Source organism: Bacillus sp. BF2-3 (assembly GCF_008368795.1).
Classification (GTDB): Bacteria; Bacillota; Bacilli; order Bacillales; family Bacillaceae_G; genus Bacillus_A; species Bacillus_A cereus.
In genome coordinates this window covers 1-17,791 of sequence record NZ_QOSA01000031.1, presented here as the reverse complement: position 1 = coordinate 17,791, position 17,791 = coordinate 1, and the positions used below count along the sequence as shown (strand labels likewise).

Here is a 17,791-nt window from a genome sequence, read left to right as displayed (position 1 = left end):
AAATAAGTTTTTAAAAACATAAAAAAGCATCTAACTTCGATGCTTTTCAAATAAGTTAAACAATCCGTTTCCGAATCGAGCTTGAAATCAAATCAATTATAATTACCATTAAAATAATACCTAATAAAATAATACCAACACGAGACCAATTCCGTGAACTCAGCGCAAAAATTAAAGGTGTACCAATCCCTCCTGCTCCGATAACTCCTAAAATCGCAGCGGATCGTACATTAATTTCAAATCTGTATAACGTATACGATAGAAAATCTGGTAACACTTGCGGTAACACCGCATACCAAAGTATTTGAAAACGATTTGCTCCTGTTGCTAGTAACGCTTCCGTCGGTCCTTTATCTATGTTTTCAATTCCTTCTGAATATAGTTTTCCTAACATTCCAATAGAATGCAATCCTAAGGCTAATACTCCTGCAAAAGAGCCTGGACCAACAGCTTTTATAAATAAAAGAGCCATAACTAATTCAGGAAACGTACGAACAAAACTAAGTACAAATTTCCCAAATCCTGAAGTTAATTTTCCACTACTCATATTCGTTGCCGCCCAAAAAGCAAACGGAACAGATAAAAATGCAGAAATAAATGTACCTAATATCGCAATTGCCAACGTATCAATTAATCCATGTAATAAATCTTCACCATCTGGCAAAGATACATACGACCAGTCTGGAGTCAATATCCCTGTCATAATTGCTTTTGTAATTTCTCCCGCCGTTTCCTTTATTCCCTCTAGCGGTACTCCTGAAAAAGCCCATATATAAACAAATGTAAGTGCTATAAAAATAAACGAGCGATACACACTCGGTTTCTTCGGTTTTGGTACGATTATCGTCGTTTTACTCATTATAATTTCTCCCGCAACAATGTACTTACATAATCAATTACCAATACAACAACAAGAGTATAGATGATAATAGATGCAGTTTGTTGATATTGTAAAAATCCAAGTGTACGATCATAATATAGTCCAATACCACCTGCTCCTACTAAACCTAGGACAGCCGCTGCCCGTACATTCACCTCAAATGTATATAGTACATAGGAAACAAAGTGTGCTTTTACTTGTGGAATGACTCCATAAACAATCCATTGCACCTTATTAGCCCCTACAGCTGTCATCGCTTCTAGTGGGCCAGGGTCAATTGATTCAATTGATTCATACAACAATTTCGCCACGAGCCCAATTGAGAAAAAAGTAAGAGCTAAAATACCCGGAAGTGGTCCTATTCCAAAAATAGCTACGAAAATTGCCGCTAATAATAAATCTGGTATCGTTCGAATAAAATTTAAAATCAATCGAGCTGGACTGTATAAAAATGTACTAGTAAACACATTACTTGCCGCAAACAGTGCAAGTGGAATAGCTAAAATCGCTCCTAAAGTCGTCCCAATAATCGCCATACGTATTGTATCTAACATTGCTGTTGTAATAACTTGAAAATAACTCCAATCTGGCGGCACCATTTCTTTTAACAAATCCATTATATTAGGAAAACCAACTACTATCTTTGAAAATGATGCGTCGACCTGTATACTACTTCCCCACAACAGTAAAATGAATAGAATAAACGTTAACATATGTTTTAACTTACTCGGCGGCTTCGGTATCGACTTCGAATATATCGTCACATCATTCATTTAGCTGCCACCTCTAACAATTCACTTTTCTGTGCTACGTCACCATAAATTTCAGCAAACTTTTCATCCGTTGCTGCTTCTACTAAACCATCAAAAACAATTTCGCCTGCATGTAATCCAATAATACGCGTCGCATATTGCCTAGCTAAAGCAATAGAATGTAAGTTTACAATTGTTGTAATTCCAAAATCTTCATTAATTTTCTTTAAATCATCTAATACTTGCTTTGTTGTTAGCGGATCTAACGACGCAACAGGTTCATCTGCCAATATGATTTTTGCTTCTTGCGCCAATGCTCTAGCTATCGATACACGTTGTTGTTGTCCTCCTGATAATTCATCAGCACGTGCATATGCTTTTTCTAAAATATTCACTCTTTTTAACGCTTGAAATGCGAGCTCCACATCCTCTTTCGGAAACAAACCTAACGTTGTACGCAATGTCGAATGATATCCAACACGGCCAGCTAATACATTCTTCAATACTGTTGATCGCTTTACAAGGTTAAAACTTTGAAAGATCATACCAATATCCCGGCGCATACGTCGTAAATCTTTTCCTTTTGCAGCAGTAATAGACTCACATTCAATCATGATTTCGCCTTCTGTAATCTCATGAAGACGATTTACCGATTTTAGAAGTGTAGACTTTCCAGCTCCGGACAGCCCTACCATTACAACAAACTCACCTTTTTGAATTTTCAAGTTTATATTATTCAATCCTTTTGTACCATTTGGATACACTTTGGAGACATTTCGAAATTCTATCACACATCTTACCTACCTTCTATGTATTCAAAACGACAAACTAACTGAAAACATTCCCTTTCAGCTAGCTGCCATTTCCATATGTATTATTGCGTTTTTACTTTCTTCCCATATTCACGAACGATGTCAAATTTACTATCATCAGATTTAACATATCCTTCATGTGAATATACTTCTTTAATGATTTTGTGACCTTCCTCATTTTTTCCAATTTCAATGAAAGCATCCTGTAATTTCTTGCTCCACTCTTCATCTAAATCAGAACGTACCGAAATCGTATCGTTTGGAATTTTCTCCGTAAATTTCACTATTTTCGTTTGCTCGAATATATTCGGATAATCTTTTTTTACAATATTACGAGCATCTTGGAATACAACAGCTGCATCTACGTCACCATTTAAAAGAGCAATAAGCGACTGATCGTGACCTTTTAATGTAACAGGTTTCACATCTTTTAACGGATCAATTCCCTCTTTTAATAGAACAGCTGCAGGCCATACATACCCTGCTGATGATGTTACATCTTGATAACCAATCTTTTTACCTTTTAAATCTTTTACACTATTTATATTAGAGTCTTTTTTAACAACAAACTCAGATTTATAATAATCTACTAAATCTTTTGTAGGAGCTCCTGTTTCATCCTCTACTCCAAAACGTTGTGCTTGTAAAATTACATTTGCAGCCTTCTTTTCATGTGCTAATACGTACGCTGTTGGCGGTAAAAATCCTACATCTACTTGTTTAGATGCCATCGCTTCTACAATTGTATTGTAGTTCGTTGAAATACTAACTTTTACTGGAATATTTAACTTATCACTTAATAGCTTCTCAAGCGGTTTTGCCTTCGCCTCTAACGTATCTGCATTTTGAGAAGGAACAAATTGAACATTTAAAGTCTTCGGTACATACCCTTTTTTCGTATCTTCATTTTTACTTGCACTTGATTCCTTCGTTCCACAGCCACTTAATAATCCCGCTGCTAGTACAACTGTTGTGCTCATTGCAAAAACTTTTTTCAACATATTAATGCCTCCATTTTTCATTGTTATAAAATAACCTTTCATAAACATGAAGAAATATATCACATATTTTTACAAATAATTGATTATTTACAGAATCTTTACACATTCTATACACTCACATTAAAATTCTCTTCACATATTTGATATGATGAATTGGAAGATAACAATAGAAAAGGTGAGTCATATTGGAACAAAATCAAACTGTAACTTTAAACATCTTATTAACAAGCGATATACATGGCACTGTTTATCCTATTCACTACCAAGATAACTCCCCAGCAGAACTTGGTTTAGCTAAAATTTCTACTCTTATAAAAAAAGAACGTTCCCAAAATACAAACGTTCTTTTAATTGATAATGGCGACTTTATTCAAGGAACACCATTTACTTATCATTATGTTACATACGAAAAAAACAAAAAAAACCCAATGTCCTTATTAGCGAATTACTTACAGTATGACGCTGCAATTATCGGCAATCATGAGTTTAATTACGGGATGGGTATATTAAATAACGCTGTGACTACTGCGAACTTCCCGTACCTATCAGCAAACATTTTAGATAAAAACATAAAGAAACCTTATTTCGGAAAACCTTATATAATCAAACAGATTGAATCCAATATAAAAATCGCTATTTTAGGGGTGACAACGCACTACATTACCAATTGGGAACAACCCCATCACATTAAAGACTTACAATTTGAAGATGCATTAGAAACAACGAAAAAGTGGGTTTCTTACATTCGCAAACATGAGAAACCAGATTTACTAGTCGTAGCGTATCACGGGGGAGTTGAACGAGATTTACAAACCGGGGTACCGACTGAAGTTTTAACAGGAGAAAACCAAGGATATGCAATGTGCCATGAAATTGAAGACATAGATATTTTATTAACAGGTCACCAACACCGGGAAATTGCTCACACAATGGCTAACGGTGTAACAATTTTACAGACCGGATGTAATGGAAACTCAGTTGGAAAAGTAAAAATAACATTCGAAAAAACAAAACATAAATGGGTTAAAAAAGAGAGTTCTTCTGAATTATTATCTGTACAAGGAGTTGAGGCTGACCAAGATGTACTTTCATTGGTAGCCGATTACGAAGAGAAAACACAAAAGTGGCTTGATCAACCTATTGGAATCATTCAGGGGGATATGCAAATTTCAGATGCTATGCAAACTCGTTTGCATGATCATCCTTTTATCGAATTCATAAATAAAATACAGATGGATATAGCTAATGTATCAATTTCTTGTACAAGTTTGTTCCATAATACATCTCCAGGTTTCCCGGAACATGTAACAATGCGTGACATCGTTTCTAATTATATTTATCCAAACACATTAAAAGTAATTAGAATAACTGGAGCGGATATAAAAAATGCTCTTGAACTCTCTGCTTCTTATTTCACATTAAAAACAGATGGATCCATCACCGTAAGTCCTACCTACATAGAACCAAAGCCACAACATTATAATTATGATATGTGGGAAGGGATTTCATACGTATTAAACATTTCAAAACCAATTGGTGAAAGAGTAGAATCTTTACAGCATAACAGTGCTCCTCTTAATATGAATGAAGAATATGACGTTGTAATGAATAATTATCGTGCAAGTGGCGGGGGAAATTTCTTTATGTTTCAAAACAAACCGGTAGTAAAAGATATACCCACAGATATGTCTGAACTTATCGCTAATTATATATTGGAACATAAAACGATAGAAGCAACAGTTAATAACAACTGGAAAGTTATTAAATAACGATTTTTACATATAAAAAAGATGGGCTTCGCCCATCTTTTAATTTAATTTTGCATTATCTTGCTTTTTTAAAGCTTTTAATTTCGTCGGTGTAACATCTGTACCTTCTTCGTTAACAACTTTAATACCTTTAAGTTCGTTTAACATATTTTGACGAAATCCTTTTAAATATTGTTCACGTAGCGATTGACGCTCACGTTGCTCTTCTTCAGTTAAACCTTCAGCTTTTGCTTTTTTCGCTAAGAAGTTAATGCGTTCAACGAGTTCGTGATTAATCATCTCGAATCCCCCTTCTAATCAAAACTGATTATTATCATACAATAGTTACTCTTCTTTATCAAGCAATTGCTTCGTATACTCTACATATCTACGATGTACAGTCGCCTTTGAAACATTATGACCAAATCCACGTAATGTTGCTGCAATTTCTTCAAACGTGAGTTCACTTTTTCGCAAACGTACAATTTCCTCAATTGGCACTTCTTTTTTCTCTCTTCCTACACTTAAATGACGATTTTTTAAATTTTTTTCTGGACGATAACCTTTTTCTACTGCACGTTGCATACCTCGTTTAATTTTCAAATTATGAATCTTTCTTTGATATTCTTCAACAATACCAATAATATCTAATACCATTGAATCAGAATCCGACAATTGTAATTCACCATTATGTGTATGCGTATATACTTTTATGCCTTCTTTATGTAAACAATGCATTAACGCGATCTTCGCATTTCCTCTACCAAGACGCGTTTCATCTTGTATAAGTAACACATCAATTTGTTCGTCTCGAATTGTATCCAACACCTCTAATATACCGTCACGTTCAATTGTATATCCACTAGCCTGCTCTTCAATCACCTTAGTAACATTCATTTGATAGCGCTCAGCTAAATGCAATAATTCATCTTTTTGACGTAATAATGATGTTTCTTGCGCTTCTTTCGTTGTACTCACACGTGCATAAATAATTGCATTCATTTTGAACCCCTCTTTCTCCCTATTATTTCCCTATAGTGTAACATAAATCCGCCATTTGTTCGAACTTATGTTTGTAGAATGTTTTTTCACATGTTATACTTATTAATAAGAAAAATGAAAGAAAACGAGGTGTTAGAAAACATGGAAAAGTTAACGAAACGCCAGCAAGACATTCTCGACTTTATTAAGCTAAAAGTACAAGAAAAAGGATATCCACCTTCCGTACGTGAAATTGGTCAAGCAGTCGGCCTCGCTTCTAGTTCTACAGTGCACGGACATTTATCACGATTAGAAGAAAAAGGATACATTCGACGCGATCCAACAAAACCACGTGCCATTGAAATTTTAGGTGAAGACCGAATGGATACGGAAACACAATCTGTTATTCAAGTTCCAATTGTCGGAAAAGTCACTGCTGGTTTACCAATTACAGCGGTCGAAAGCGTAGAAGAACATTTCCCACTTCCAGCTAGTATTGTTGCTGGAGCAGACCAAGTGTTCATGTTACGTATTTCTGGAGATAGTATGATTGAAGCTGGTATTTTCGATGGAGATTTAGTTGTTGTTCGCCAACAGCAGTCTGCATATAATGGTGAAATTGTAGTCGCTTTAACAGAGGATAACGAAGCAACAGTTAAACGTTTCTATAAAGAAAAAGACCATTTCCGTCTACAACCAGAAAACTCTTCATTAGAACCTATCATTTTAAAACAAGTGTCAGTTATCGGGAAAGTAATTGGCGTATATCGTGATTTACATTAAAAATAACAAAAAGAAGATAATTACCTTATTTATATACGGTAATTATCTTCTTTTTGTATTTTGATAGATTTCCATGCATTCTATTTCTTATTAACGAGTTTCAATCGTCACATCTCCCGCAGCCGTTTTACCGCTAATCTTTTTACTACCATTTCCAATTGTTACATTTTTATTTTCTTCATTAAAAATTGTTACATCTCCAGCAGCACTTTGCCCAGTAATTACCGCATCTTGTGGTTTTTCCGATAAAGTAATATCTATATCTCCCGCAGTTGAACTTGCTTCTAGATTATACTTAGAATCATGATCTTGAATATTTATTTCCCCACTTGTTGTTTTTGCGGTCACTTTCCCTAATACCTTCTTAAAGTTCACCTCACCAGCTTTTGTCGATCCCTCCACATTCTTAGCCGTTACTTGTTTCAACTCTACTTCTCCAGCAAGTGTCCTAACACTTACGCTATCACTTTTCACATCACTCATTTCGATTTGTCCAGCAGATGAATTTACTTTTACATCTTGGTAAGAGCGTTCGGGCACAAGGAGAGTCAATTTAGACGTTTGAAACCTAAAATCGTAAAAAGAAAAATCAAATGAAGCACCTTTTTCTCTTTCCCCAATAATTTTTAATGTGTCACCATCTTCTGCGATACGAATCTCTTGTTTACGTACATCTCCCGATTGCTTTACATAAAAAGAAGAGTCAGGAGATTTTTGGACAATAATATCCCCGGCATCTAACTTAACTTCTATATTTTTTAATGTTTCGTTTTTAATTACATTTTCTTTATCGCCTTTTTCAGCAGTTTGTACTGCTTTTTCATATGTTTGGGAAATTCCTATTACTCCAATAATGATACAAGCGATAGCGATTAAAAATAGTTTTTTCATCATTTACTCTCCTTTTATCATTTTGAAGTTCCATATTACATATCGTACACACAATCTCTTAAACCACTTTGTACTATAAAAAGCGATAATACATAAAAATAAACCTACCCCAACAAACGTTATACTAACGAAAAGATCCAACCATATAAAAGTACCCATAAATACTTTTCCAATAACGAAAAATGGTGTTACTACACTAGCAATACCACCGATCCAAAAAGAAAATATAAAAGCAATAATTGCGACTAACGGGCCTAACACAATAATAAAATTAAACAAACTAAGTCCAATCGCTGCCATAACAGCTCTTGTCACATTTGAAGTCGATGGATTTTTTTTCATTTCATCGAAGCGATACATCGCAAGTAATTCTTTCGCGATTACTTTCGGAGAACCAAGGCCCTGTATTATTTCCGATTCAGTTTTCCCCTCTTCTAGTCCAAACTGAAAGTGCTCTTCATAATCCAATAAAATATCTTGCCTCTCTTCCTCTGGTAACTTTCTAAGATAACTTGATAATTCTTTAAGAAACCCTTCTTTACTCATCCCATTCCACCCCTTCAACAATTTCTTGTACCCCTTTCGCAAAATCACGCCATTCTGTTACTAACAAATGAAATTGCGTCTCCCCTTGCTCTGTTAATTGATAATATTTACGAGGTGGCCCTTCCGTAGATTCCTTTAAATACGTTTGAAAATACCCTTCTTTCGTCAAACGACGTAATAAAGGGTATACTGATCCTTCCGATATTAAAAATTTATTAGAAATTTGCTGAACAAGTTCATAACCGTAACTATCTTTACGTTTTACAAGTGCTAATACACAAAGTTCAAGCACACCTTTTTTAAATTGAACGTTCAAGTGCCATCCTCCTTTCCTATCTTAGTACTGTTCAATACACGGTACCTGTTTTATCCATAATATACCACTTAGTATTGTTTATTGCAAGGTACTAAACTATATTTATTCCCTAAATTTAGAAAATGAACTAACGAAATCCTGAATAAGACTGCGTTATAACTAAGCATCATTACGTTAATATCATTGAGTGATAATCTGATTCACAAGCCACAAACTTATAGCCTTGCAGATGAGGACATAAAAATCATCGCTCGCGTTGTACAGGCAGTAAAGAATTATTAAGTTATAGCACAAGTGATTTAAAAAAGATAAAATCAATTCTTTTGAAAAGATTTTCTTAGTAACATGATTCAAAATAACCAAAAACAATCCATTATCTAGTAGTTAATATATCCAATAACTTCACTAAAAAAGCCCTGATACCGTAGTATCAAGGCTTTTTTAGTTCATAAATTATATAAAACTTACGTTTATCTGATAATGTTTTTCTATGATATCACTACTTGTTATTAATTATTGGCTTTTATGTGGTTGTTTTTCATTTTGCAACCACATAAAATTGTAATAATAGGGAATTAAAAAACCCTTGATACTAGTTGTATCAAGGGTTCAAGCCTCTTAGTATAGAGACATATATTGATCGCGTTCCCATTGGTGAACTTGTGTTCTAAAGATATCCCACTCAATCTCTTTCGCTTCGATGAAGTGCTCAAGTAAGTGTTCTCCTAGTGCACCGCATACTACTTCATTAGATTGTAATGTAACTAATGCTTGCGCTAATGTTGCTGGTAAGTCAACGATACCTGCTTCTTCGCGCTCTTCTTTTGTCATTACATAGATGTTACGATCTACTGCTGCTGGTGGAGTTAATTTGTTTTTAATTCCATCAAGACCTGCAGCTAATAATGTAGCCATTACTAAATATGGGTTTGCAGCTGGGTCAACACTACGCACTTCTACGCGTGTACTAATACCACGAGATGCAGGGATACGTACTAACGGACTACGGTTTTGTGCAGACCATGCTACGTAACAAGGCGCTTCATATCCAGGTACTAGACGTTTATATGAGTTTACAGTTGGGTTTGCTATCGCTGTAAATGCTGGTGCATGTTTTAAAATACCTGCGATGAAGTGACGAGCATCATCACTTAATTGTAAGTCACCGTTTGCATCAAAGAATACGTTCTCACCATTTTTAAATAATGATAAGTTACAGTGCATACCTGAACCGTTCACACCATATAGTGGTTTTGGCATAAACGTTGCGTGTAAACCATGTTTACGAGCAATTGTTTTTACAACAAGTTTGAATGTTTGAATGTCATCACATGAGCGAATTGCATTTGCATATTTAAAGTCAATTTCGTGCTGTCCTGGAGCAACCTCATGGTGAGATGCTTCAATTTCAAATCCCATTTCTTCAAGTTCAAGAACGATATCACGACGACAGTTTTCCCCTAGATCCATCGGCGCAAGGTCGAAGTATCCACCGTTATCGTTTAGTTCTAATGTTGGATTTCCTTTTTCATCAACCTTAAATAGGAAGAATTCTGGCTCTGGTCCAAGATTGAAGTCTGAAAATCCTAAAGCTTCCATTTCTTTTAACACACGTTTTAAGTTGTTACGTGGGTCTCCATCAAATGGAGTGCCATCTGCATTGTAAATATCACAGATTAGTCGAGCTACTTTACCTTTTTCAGCTGTCCAAGGGAAAATTACCCAAGTGTCTAAATCAGGATATAAATACATATCAGACTCTTCAATACGTACGAAACCTTCAATCGAAGATCCATCAAACATCATTTTGTTATCAAGAGCTTTCGTTAATTGTCTCACTGGAATCTCTACGTTTTTAATTACCCCTAAAAGGTCCGTAAATTGTAAACGGATATACTTTACATTCTCTTCTTTCGCCAAACGGAAAATATCTTCTTTTGTGTATCTAGACATTATAAATTCCTCCTTAGTCCCTCTAATCGCCTTCAGAATCAGTTATCTTTAGTGAAAAAATCTTGAAATGTCACCTTGTCGCAATGAAGTTCGATTGAATCTACCTGTATGTTGTAGTTCATCTCGAAGTATTTTGCGAAGCTCAGTTTTTGAAATTTCTTTCGTTTCTTCTTTTACTTTCACTGCTTCTGTTTGATTTTCTTTCATTAGTAACACTTGTTTAATACCAGCCATATTCAGGCCTTGATCTAACAAATCTTTAATTTCTAACAACTTATCTACATCGTTAAATGAAAATAATCTACGATTCCCCTTTGTACGGGTTGGAGAAACAAGATTATGCTCTTCATAGTAGCGAATTTGACGTGCAGACAATTGTGTTAAATCCATAACAATACCAATAGGAAACAGCGGGGCAGAACGTCTATCTTCTTTCATTTTTCAGTTCCTCCTTCGCCTTAACTGCTTCTCATTTTATACCATGTTATGTTTAGTGTCAATAGATGTTAGCTTTTCTCACATGATTTTTTATAATTTTTTTTACGAATTTTTTCATTCTTTTTTCTAATCGCATAAATCATTACTTTTATACGAAAAAAGCTGCCAAAATCGACAGCTTCCCATTAAGAAATTATTAATAAATTCTTTTCAATCAATTCGTCAATCGCAGAACAAATCGCAATTTTAACATGCGAATACGTTAAGCCACCTTGCACATACGCAACATACGGTGGTCTAATTGGACCATCAGCAGACAATTCAATACTTGCACCTTGAATAAACGTTCCCGCCGCCATGATTACATCATCTTCATAACCTGGCATATAGTTTGCATACGGAGTAAAATGCGAATTAATTGGAGATGCATATTGAATCGCTTGGCAGAAGGCAATCATACGGTCTTTATCATCAAATTGAACCGATTGAATTAAGTCTGTTCTTGGCGCATTCCACGCTGGTGACGTGTTCATTCCTAACTTTTCTAAAAACGCAGCTGTAAAAATTGCACCTTTCAGCGCTTGTCCTGCAACATGTGGCGCTAAGAAGAACCCTTGATACATTTCTTGCAGACTGTATAAAGACGCTCCAGCTTCCGCACCAATTCCCGGAGATGTTAAACGATATGCACACGCTTCAACATACTGTTCTTTCCCGACAATATAACCGCCAGTTTTAACAATTCCGCCGCCCGGGTTTTTAATAAGTGAACCCGCCATTAAATCTGCACCAACATGACATGGCTCTTGCTCTTCAATAAACTCGCCATAACAGTTATCTACAAACACAACAACATCAGGTTTAATTTCTTTAACAAACGCGATCATCTCTTTAATTTGAGAAATAGTAAACGATGGACGAGTAGCATAACCTTTCGAACGCTGAATACCGATCATTTTCGTATTATTATGAATCGCCGCTGCAACAGCCTCAAAATCAACAAGCCCAGCACTAGTTAGCGGAACTGCATTGTAACCGATATTATATTCTTTAAATGAACCTACACCTTTCCCACGCACACCAACAATTTCCTCTAACGTATCATACGGTTTCCCAGTGATATATAATAACTCATCTCCCGGGCGTAAAATACCAAATAACGCTGTAGAGATAGCGTGAGTACCTGAAATAATTTGCGGACGAACAAGTCCAGCTTCCGCCCCAAATACATCAGCATACACTTTTTCTAACGTATCACGGCCAATATCATCATAACCATAACCTGTTGTCGGGATAAAATGCGAGTCACTAATTTTATGTTTCCGAAAACTTTCTAATACACGAAACTGATTGCTTTCAATCACTTCATCCGCACGTTTATGTACTTCTGTAATCTGACTCTCTACTTCTTTTACAATTGGAGCAATTTTTTCTCCATTTTTCAAACGATCAAACATTTTTATTTTCTCCTTCTTCCACTAAAAATCTCTTTAATTGCACATTAAGCGATGAATGAGTAAAAATATACCCTGCACAATCATATACAAATTTATCTTCTAGAAACTCCATCTTTGCTAATAGAGTTTCCGTCTTTAAAAGCGTTAACAACTTACCTTCACTCGGAGGGATTTCCACTCGATAACAATCCATTTCTTTCTTCATCTTCGTTTCTATCGCTTCTTTTATACGCAATAAATCACTTTCTTCAAAAGCACTAGTCATTAAGAAATCACTTTTCGGAAACGGAATAAAGTTTTGATGTAATTCATCTTTTTTATTATATAACGTAATAATAGGAATATGGTTAATTTCAAGTTCTGATAATAATCGTTTTACTGTTTTTTCATGCCCTATGTAGTTAGAATCCGCGGAATCAACTACATGTAAAATGACATCTGCTTCCCCCGCTTCTTCCAGTGTCGAACGAAAAGCAGCGATTAATGAAGTGGGTAAATCTTGTATAAAACCAACAGTATCAGTTAGTAATACTGTATAACCAGAAGGTAACGGCATCTTCCTCGTCGTTGGGTCTAATGTTGCAAACAGAAGGTTTTCTTCAAACGTATCAGCTTCCGTTAATCTATTAAACAGTGTCGATTTCCCTGCATTTGTATACCCTATTAACGAAACTTGAAATACTTTATTATCTTTTCTTCTCTCACGATATCTTTTTCGATGTTCCACAACAACTGCAAGTTGTTTCTTTATTTCATCAATACGGGATCGAATATGACGACGATCCGTCTCTAATTTCGTCTCACCCGGTCCTCTCGTTCCAATACCACCACCAAGACGCGATAAGGACAATCCCTGCCCCATAAGACGCGGCATTGTATATTGCAACTGAGCTAATTCTACTTGAAGCTTACCTTCCCTCGACTTCGCACGTTGCGCAAAAATATCCAGTATTAGTTGCGTTCGATCAATTACTCTCGCATTTAATACTGAGGATAAATTCCGAATTTGACTCGGCGTTAATTCATTATTAAATACAATAACATCCGGCTCTAATTCTTCAGTTAACATTGTAAGCTCTTCTAATTTCCCTTTACCTATGTAAGTTGCCGGATGAAACTTTGGTCGTTTTTGCGTTGTTGACACTAACAATTCTGCTCGTGCAGTCTTCGCTAGTGATGCAAGCTCTTTCATGGAATGCATAAATTTTTCATCATCATCTTGTGGCAATTGACAGCCTACTAATATGACTTTTTCTTTTTCTTCCATCAAATATGTTCACTCATCCTTTTCGAAATTTAAACCTTCTAATATAATAGCAGAGGAAGCACATTTCATCTAGTTAGCGGGGGAGAAAATTCATGGCATGGGAGATTTTTAGCATCATAGGCACAATCGCTTTCGCACTAAGCGGAGCCATTGTTGCAATGGAAGAGGATTATGATATTTTCGGGGTGTATATTTTAGGAATGGCAACCGCATTTGGGGGAGGTGCCGTTCGTAATTTATTAATCGGTTATCCGATTGTCGCATTTTGGCAACAAGACATGTTATTCCAAATCGCACTTTTATCAATGACTATTATTTTTCTTTTTCCAAATAAGTTAATTAGACATTGGAAAAAGTGGGAAAATATCACTGACGCTATCGGCTTATCAGCATTTGCTGTACAAGGAGCATTATATGCCCAAAAATTAAATTTACCAATTAGCGCCACAATTGTAGCAGCTGTTTTAACTGGTATCGGCGGCGGTATCATTCGCGATCTTTTAGCCCGCAGAAAACCTCTCGTTCTTCGAGCTGAAGTATATGCCTTTTGGACAATTTTAGCAGGTTTCTTAATTGGCGCTCAAATTATTGTTAGCGATTGGGCTCTTTACATTTTATTCATTTTAATTGTTTGCTTCCGCATGGTTTCTATTCATTACAAATGGCATTTACCACACAGACGTATCGAAACGAAAGAACGTTCAATGCATAAATAGCAATCTAACCTCTTTGCATATCGTAAAGAGGTTTTTCTTTTCTAACGATTTTTTCTTTATATAATGTTTATACTAATTTTTAAAGTGAGGTGAATACAAATGACAAACCACGTTAATAAAGGAGCTCAAAAAAGCTCAGTAAATCAATTCGGGCACGATCCTAATTCAGCACACGAAAAGAGCGCTAAAATGGAACACTTCCATAAAGCACACCAAGAAAAAGCAAAAAAAGAGTAAACGAACTTATACACAAAAATCGACGCACAGTTTATGTACTGTGCGTCTCCTCTTCGAGCATCAAATCCATGCTCGATATTCCAATTAAATCATTTTTATCATAGGCATCTTCTTGCAACAACCGCATCGCCTGTGTACGAATTGATTTTTCAACAATATTCCGTACATACCGCCCATTACTAAACGATGTAATTTGCGACGAATACTTTACAGCATGTAAATGATCCCTAAATTTCCATTCAGCCTCTTTCGATAACTGATATTCACGCTCTTCATACATTCTTTTCCCAATTTCCAACAACTGATTTACCGAGTAATCCGCAAATTCAATAATAAATGGAAAACGAGATTGCAGCCCTGGATTTAATGAAAGAAAGTGATTCATCTCTCTTGAATATCCAGCTAAAATCAATACAAAACCATGTTGTTTATCTTCCATATGTTTTACAAGCGTATCAATTGCTTCTTTTCCAAAGTCCTTCTCTCCTCCTCGAGCTAAAGAATACGCCTCATCAATAAACAAAATACCTCCCATTGCTTTTTTTATTAAGTCTCTTGTTTTTTGGGCTGTATGGCCGATGTACTCTCCTACAAGATCAGCACGTTCAGCTTCAACCAAGTGGCCTTTCGATAGAATATTCATCTCAAACAGCAATTTTCCTATCATTCTAGCAACTGTTGTCTTCCCTGTACCTGGATTCCCTTTAAACAGCATATGAAGTACTTGCTTCTCTGACTTCAATCCCTTCTCTTGTCTTTTTTTATTCACATAAATCCAAGCATATATTTCTTTTATTATCTTTTTTATATCATCCATCCCAACAAGCTTCCCCATCTCTTCTTCAATTCTCTGCAGCATTTCATGTTTAATTGTAGTTTCATTTGAAATTACCGTTTTATTTTCTGCGGCTGGCAAAGAAATTTTCTTTCGATGGTTTAACACAATATTAATTTGATTATTGTTTTTCTTTCGCATCGATTGTTCCATACAATCACCTCATTTTATCCACTCACCAAATATTATTATTCCTGTCCCCCTTGTAAATGCCTATTTTCAGAAAAGTTTGCTATAATATAAGAAATAATTAAGGTGGTGGGACTATGGAGACAACGGAATTCCATGATACAATACAAGCCTTTTCTATTTTTTTATTGAATAAAGGCCGAAAACCCTCAACTATTAAACGTTATGTTTATGACGTTGAAGACTTCGGACATTGGTTAGAAAAAAACAAAAAGCTCCCTTCCAGTAATATATGGGCTACACTTTGTACAAAAGACTACGAAGATTACTTTTCCGATTTAAAAACGAATCGACATTACTCAGAAAAAACGATGCATCGTGTATTTATTGTACTAAATAGAATGCATCATTTTCTAAACATTCCTAATCCATTGAAAAATATGGAGATATCTATTCAACCAGACCGTACACTTCGTAACGAAGATTTCATTTCACCTGATGAAGAAAAAAGGTTAAAGTATATAGTCACTTCATTAGAAGGACTTTCAGAAAAACAACTTCCTGTGCGCCCCTTATTAATGGATCGCAATATTGCTATTTTAAATCTATTGATTGACTACGGTTTATCCTTACAAGAACTTACAGCATTAACAATGCATCACGTTCACTTTGAAACTAACACATTATCAATCCCAGCAACCGCAGGTGTAGAAAGAACAATTACATTAGCAAAAGAAGACAAAAAACAACTATATAATTATTACAAAAGCATCCCGGAACCAGTTCGTCCTAAATACCATAGTGATGATCCATTATTTGTCGCATTCGATTTTAACCGTGGAACATACAGGTGGGTATATGAAAATGATGCACCAAAGGCATTAACGGAAATTGCTATACAAAAAATGATTCGCCTCGAAGTGGCTAGAGCCAATTTACGTAAAGGAATTTCAGGACAACATTTTCGTAACACCTATATTTTAAACTTAATAAAAAAAGAAACTCCTGAATCAGAAATTATAAAACTCGCTGGATTCAAATCAAAAATTTCATTAAAGCGATATTATCAATACGCAGAAAATAGAAAAAACGCCTTATTGTAAGGCGTTTTTTCTATTTTTTCTTTAAACAAACGATTTTATTATGACCATTTAACTAATTTCTGCATCTACTATGATGAGTTTCGTTCACATTTTCGTGAGAAAGGAGAGATTTAATGTCTCGTTATAACGACAATCAAAACAAATTCTCCAAACCATGCTTTCCAAGTAGCGCCGGACGAATTCCAAATACTCCATCAATCCCAATTACTAAAGCTCAACTTAGAACATTTCGTGCGATTATTATTGATTTAACAAAAATAATCCCAAAACTTTTCGCAAATCCATCTCCCCAAAATATTGAAGATCTAATCGATACATTGAACCTACTGAGTAAATTTATTTGTTCACTAGACGCTACTTCCTCCCTGAAAGCACAAGGGTTAGCTATTATTAAAAACTTAATAACTATATTAAGAAATCCAACCTTTGTAGCAAGCGCTGTATTTATTGAGCTTCAAAATCTCATTAACTATTTACTATACATTACAAAATTATTCCGAATTGACCCTTGCACACTTCAAGAGCTCCTTAAATTAATAGCAGCATTACAAACTGCTCTAGTTAATTCTGCTTCGTTCATTCAAGGACCTACCGGACCTACTGGACCAGCAGGCGCTACTGGTGCCACTGGGCCTCGAGGTAACACGGGCGCTACTGGACCTACCGGTGCCACTGGGCCCCGAGGTAACACAGGCGCTACTGGACCTACCGGTGCCACTGGACCTCGAGGTAACACAGGCGCTACTGGACCTCAAGGTGACACGGGCGCTACTGGGCCTCGAGGTAACACGGGTGCTACTGGCGCTACTGGACCTCAAGGTAACACAGGTGCTACTGGTGCTACTGGACCTCAAGGTGTTCAAGGTAACACAGGTGCTACCGGCGCTACTGGTGCTACTGGACCTCAAGGTAACACGGGTACCACAGGCGCTACCGGTATAGGAGT

Annotated in this window: 20 protein-coding genes and 1 pseudogene; 7 read left to right on the top strand and 14 right to left on the bottom strand. The window is 35.8% G+C overall.

Annotated features, from left to right (window positions below; translation table 11 throughout):
• Window positions 1-55: 55 nt before the first annotated feature.
• From phnE (DN401_RS21750) to DN401_RS21735, 4 genes are all read right to left on the bottom strand, one after another.
• Window positions 56-859: a phosphonate ABC transporter, permease protein PhnE gene (phnE, locus tag DN401_RS21750; protein WP_000047897.1), complete on the bottom strand. Its 804-nt coding sequence runs from the start codon at window positions 857-859 to the stop codon at window positions 56-58.
• The gene (gene phnE, locus DN401_RS21745) at window positions 859-1,653 is read right to left on the bottom strand and encodes a phosphonate ABC transporter, permease protein PhnE (protein WP_001000760.1); all 795 of its coding nucleotides are present in this window, start codon (window positions 1,651-1,653) and stop codon (window positions 859-861) included. The genes phnE (DN401_RS21750) and phnE (DN401_RS21745) overlap by 1 nt, the downstream gene beginning before the upstream one ends.
• Complete coding sequence (gene phnC, locus DN401_RS21740; RefSeq protein ID WP_000569244.1) at window positions 1,650-2,423, bottom strand: phosphonate ABC transporter ATP-binding protein; 774 nt, start codon at window positions 2,421-2,423, stop codon at window positions 1,650-1,652. Before phnC ends, phnE (DN401_RS21745) begins: the two co-directional genes overlap by 4 nt.
• A gap of 83 nt (window positions 2,424-2,506) precedes the next feature.
• The gene (locus tag DN401_RS21735; RefSeq protein WP_000915065.1) at window positions 2,507-3,445 is read right to left on the bottom strand and encodes a phosphate/phosphite/phosphonate ABC transporter substrate-binding protein; all 939 of its coding nucleotides are present in this window, start codon (window positions 3,443-3,445) and stop codon (window positions 2,507-2,509) included.
• A gap of 185 nt (window positions 3,446-3,630) precedes the next feature.
• Here DN401_RS21735 and DN401_RS21730 point away from each other — a divergent pair, with 185 nt between their 5' ends.
• Window positions 3,631-5,214: a bifunctional metallophosphatase/5'-nucleotidase gene (locus DN401_RS21730; RefSeq protein WP_000437456.1), complete on the top strand. Its 1,584-nt coding sequence runs from the start codon at window positions 3,631-3,633 to the stop codon at window positions 5,212-5,214.
• Between the two features lie 39 nt (window positions 5,215-5,253).
• Here DN401_RS21730 and DN401_RS21725 read toward each other — a convergent pair whose 3' ends face one another.
• Both DN401_RS21725 and DN401_RS21720 read right to left on the bottom strand, forming a co-directional pair.
• Window positions 5,254-5,493 (bottom strand): DUF896 domain-containing protein, encoded by a 240-nt coding sequence (locus DN401_RS21725; RefSeq protein ID WP_000607015.1) that lies wholly within the window; start codon window positions 5,491-5,493, stop codon window positions 5,254-5,256.
• 45 nt (window positions 5,494-5,538) lie between these two features.
• Complete coding sequence (locus DN401_RS21720; protein WP_000991469.1) at window positions 5,539-6,195, bottom strand: YneB family resolvase-like protein; 657 nt, start codon at window positions 6,193-6,195, stop codon at window positions 5,539-5,541.
• A 141-nt stretch (window positions 6,196-6,336) separates the two neighbouring features.
• On the opposite strand from DN401_RS21720, the gene lexA reads away from it, so the two are divergent.
• Window positions 6,337-6,957, top strand: coding sequence for a transcriptional repressor LexA (gene lexA / locus DN401_RS21715; protein ID WP_000413738.1), 621 nt, complete (start codon window positions 6,337-6,339; stop codon window positions 6,955-6,957).
• Window positions 6,958-7,047: 90 nt separating this feature from the next.
• Here the strand turns inward: lexA and DN401_RS21710 are convergent, their stop codons facing one another.
• From DN401_RS21710 to DN401_RS21700, 3 genes are read right to left on the bottom strand one after another with little or no spacing between them, the layout of a single operon-like run.
• Window positions 7,048-7,851 (bottom strand): DUF4097 family beta strand repeat-containing protein, encoded by an 804-nt coding sequence (locus DN401_RS21710; protein ID WP_000976237.1) that lies wholly within the window; start codon window positions 7,849-7,851, stop codon window positions 7,048-7,050.
• Window positions 7,852-8,394 carry a DUF1700 domain-containing protein gene (locus tag DN401_RS21705; protein ID WP_000031382.1) on the bottom strand — a complete coding sequence of 181 codons (543 nt, stop codon included), beginning with the start codon at window positions 8,392-8,394 and terminating at the stop codon, window positions 7,852-7,854. It lies immediately after the preceding gene.
• Complete coding sequence (locus DN401_RS21700; protein ID WP_001102629.1) at window positions 8,387-8,710, bottom strand: PadR family transcriptional regulator; 324 nt, start codon at window positions 8,708-8,710, stop codon at window positions 8,387-8,389. Before DN401_RS21700 ends, DN401_RS21705 begins: the two co-directional genes overlap by 8 nt.
• 162 nt (window positions 8,711-8,872) lie before the next feature.
• Between DN401_RS21700 and DN401_RS30495 the strand changes: the two are divergent.
• Window positions 8,873-8,992 (top strand): annotated as a pseudogene (locus tag DN401_RS30495) (LexA family protein); the annotation flags it as partial.
• A 336-nt stretch (window positions 8,993-9,328) separates the two neighbouring features.
• Here the strand turns inward: DN401_RS30495 and glnA are convergent.
• The 4 genes from glnA to hflX all read right to left on the bottom strand — a co-directional run bounded on the left by glnA (window position 9,329) and on the right by hflX (window position 13,825).
• On the bottom strand, window positions 9,329-10,663 hold the full coding sequence (gene glnA, locus DN401_RS21695; RefSeq protein WP_000092763.1) for a type I glutamate--ammonia ligase: 1,335 nt from the start codon (window positions 10,661-10,663) through the stop codon (window positions 9,329-9,331).
• Window positions 10,664-10,711: 48 nt separating this feature from the next.
• The gene (gene glnR / locus DN401_RS21690) at window positions 10,712-11,101 is read right to left on the bottom strand and encodes a transcriptional repressor GlnR (RefSeq protein ID WP_000656783.1); all 390 of its coding nucleotides are present in this window, start codon (window positions 11,099-11,101) and stop codon (window positions 10,712-10,714) included.
• 185 nt (window positions 11,102-11,286) lie between these two features.
• Window positions 11,287-12,558, bottom strand: coding sequence for a methionine gamma-lyase family protein (locus DN401_RS21685; protein ID WP_000460304.1), 1,272 nt, complete (start codon window positions 12,556-12,558; stop codon window positions 11,287-11,289).
• Window positions 12,551-13,825: a GTPase HflX gene (hflX, locus tag DN401_RS21680; RefSeq protein ID WP_000391408.1), complete on the bottom strand. Its 1,275-nt coding sequence runs from the start codon at window positions 13,823-13,825 to the stop codon at window positions 12,551-12,553. Before hflX ends, DN401_RS21685 begins: the two co-directional genes overlap by 8 nt.
• Window positions 13,826-13,917: 92 nt before the next feature.
• On the opposite strand from hflX, the gene DN401_RS21675 reads away from it, so the two are divergent.
• Both DN401_RS21675 and DN401_RS29935 read left to right on the top strand, forming a co-directional pair.
• Entirely contained in the window at window positions 13,918-14,541 is a 624-nt protein-coding gene (locus DN401_RS21675; protein WP_149287927.1) for a trimeric intracellular cation channel family protein, read from the top strand.
• Window positions 14,542-14,640: 99 nt separating this feature from the next.
• Window positions 14,641-14,778, top strand: coding sequence for a hypothetical protein (locus DN401_RS29935; RefSeq protein ID WP_000181500.1), 138 nt, complete (start codon window positions 14,641-14,643; stop codon window positions 14,776-14,778).
• Between the two features lie 31 nt (window positions 14,779-14,809).
• On the opposite strand, the gene spoVK is transcribed toward DN401_RS29935, so the two are convergent.
• Window positions 14,810-15,766 carry a stage V sporulation protein K gene (spoVK, locus tag DN401_RS21670; RefSeq protein ID WP_000438178.1) on the bottom strand — a complete coding sequence of 319 codons (957 nt, stop codon included), beginning with the start codon at window positions 15,764-15,766 and terminating at the stop codon, window positions 14,810-14,812.
• A gap of 113 nt (window positions 15,767-15,879) precedes the next feature.
• Between spoVK and DN401_RS21665 the strand changes: the two genes are divergently transcribed.
• Together DN401_RS21665 and DN401_RS21660 are read left to right on the top strand one after the other, a co-directional pair.
• Window positions 15,880-16,845 (top strand): tyrosine-type recombinase/integrase, encoded by a 966-nt coding sequence (locus DN401_RS21665; protein ID WP_000450326.1) that lies wholly within the window; start codon window positions 15,880-15,882, stop codon window positions 16,843-16,845.
• Window positions 16,846-16,958: 113 nt separating this feature from the next.
• Window positions 16,959-17,791: collagen-like repeat preface domain-containing protein (locus DN401_RS21660; protein WP_149287926.1), on the top strand; the 833-nt coding region annotated here is incomplete at its 3' end.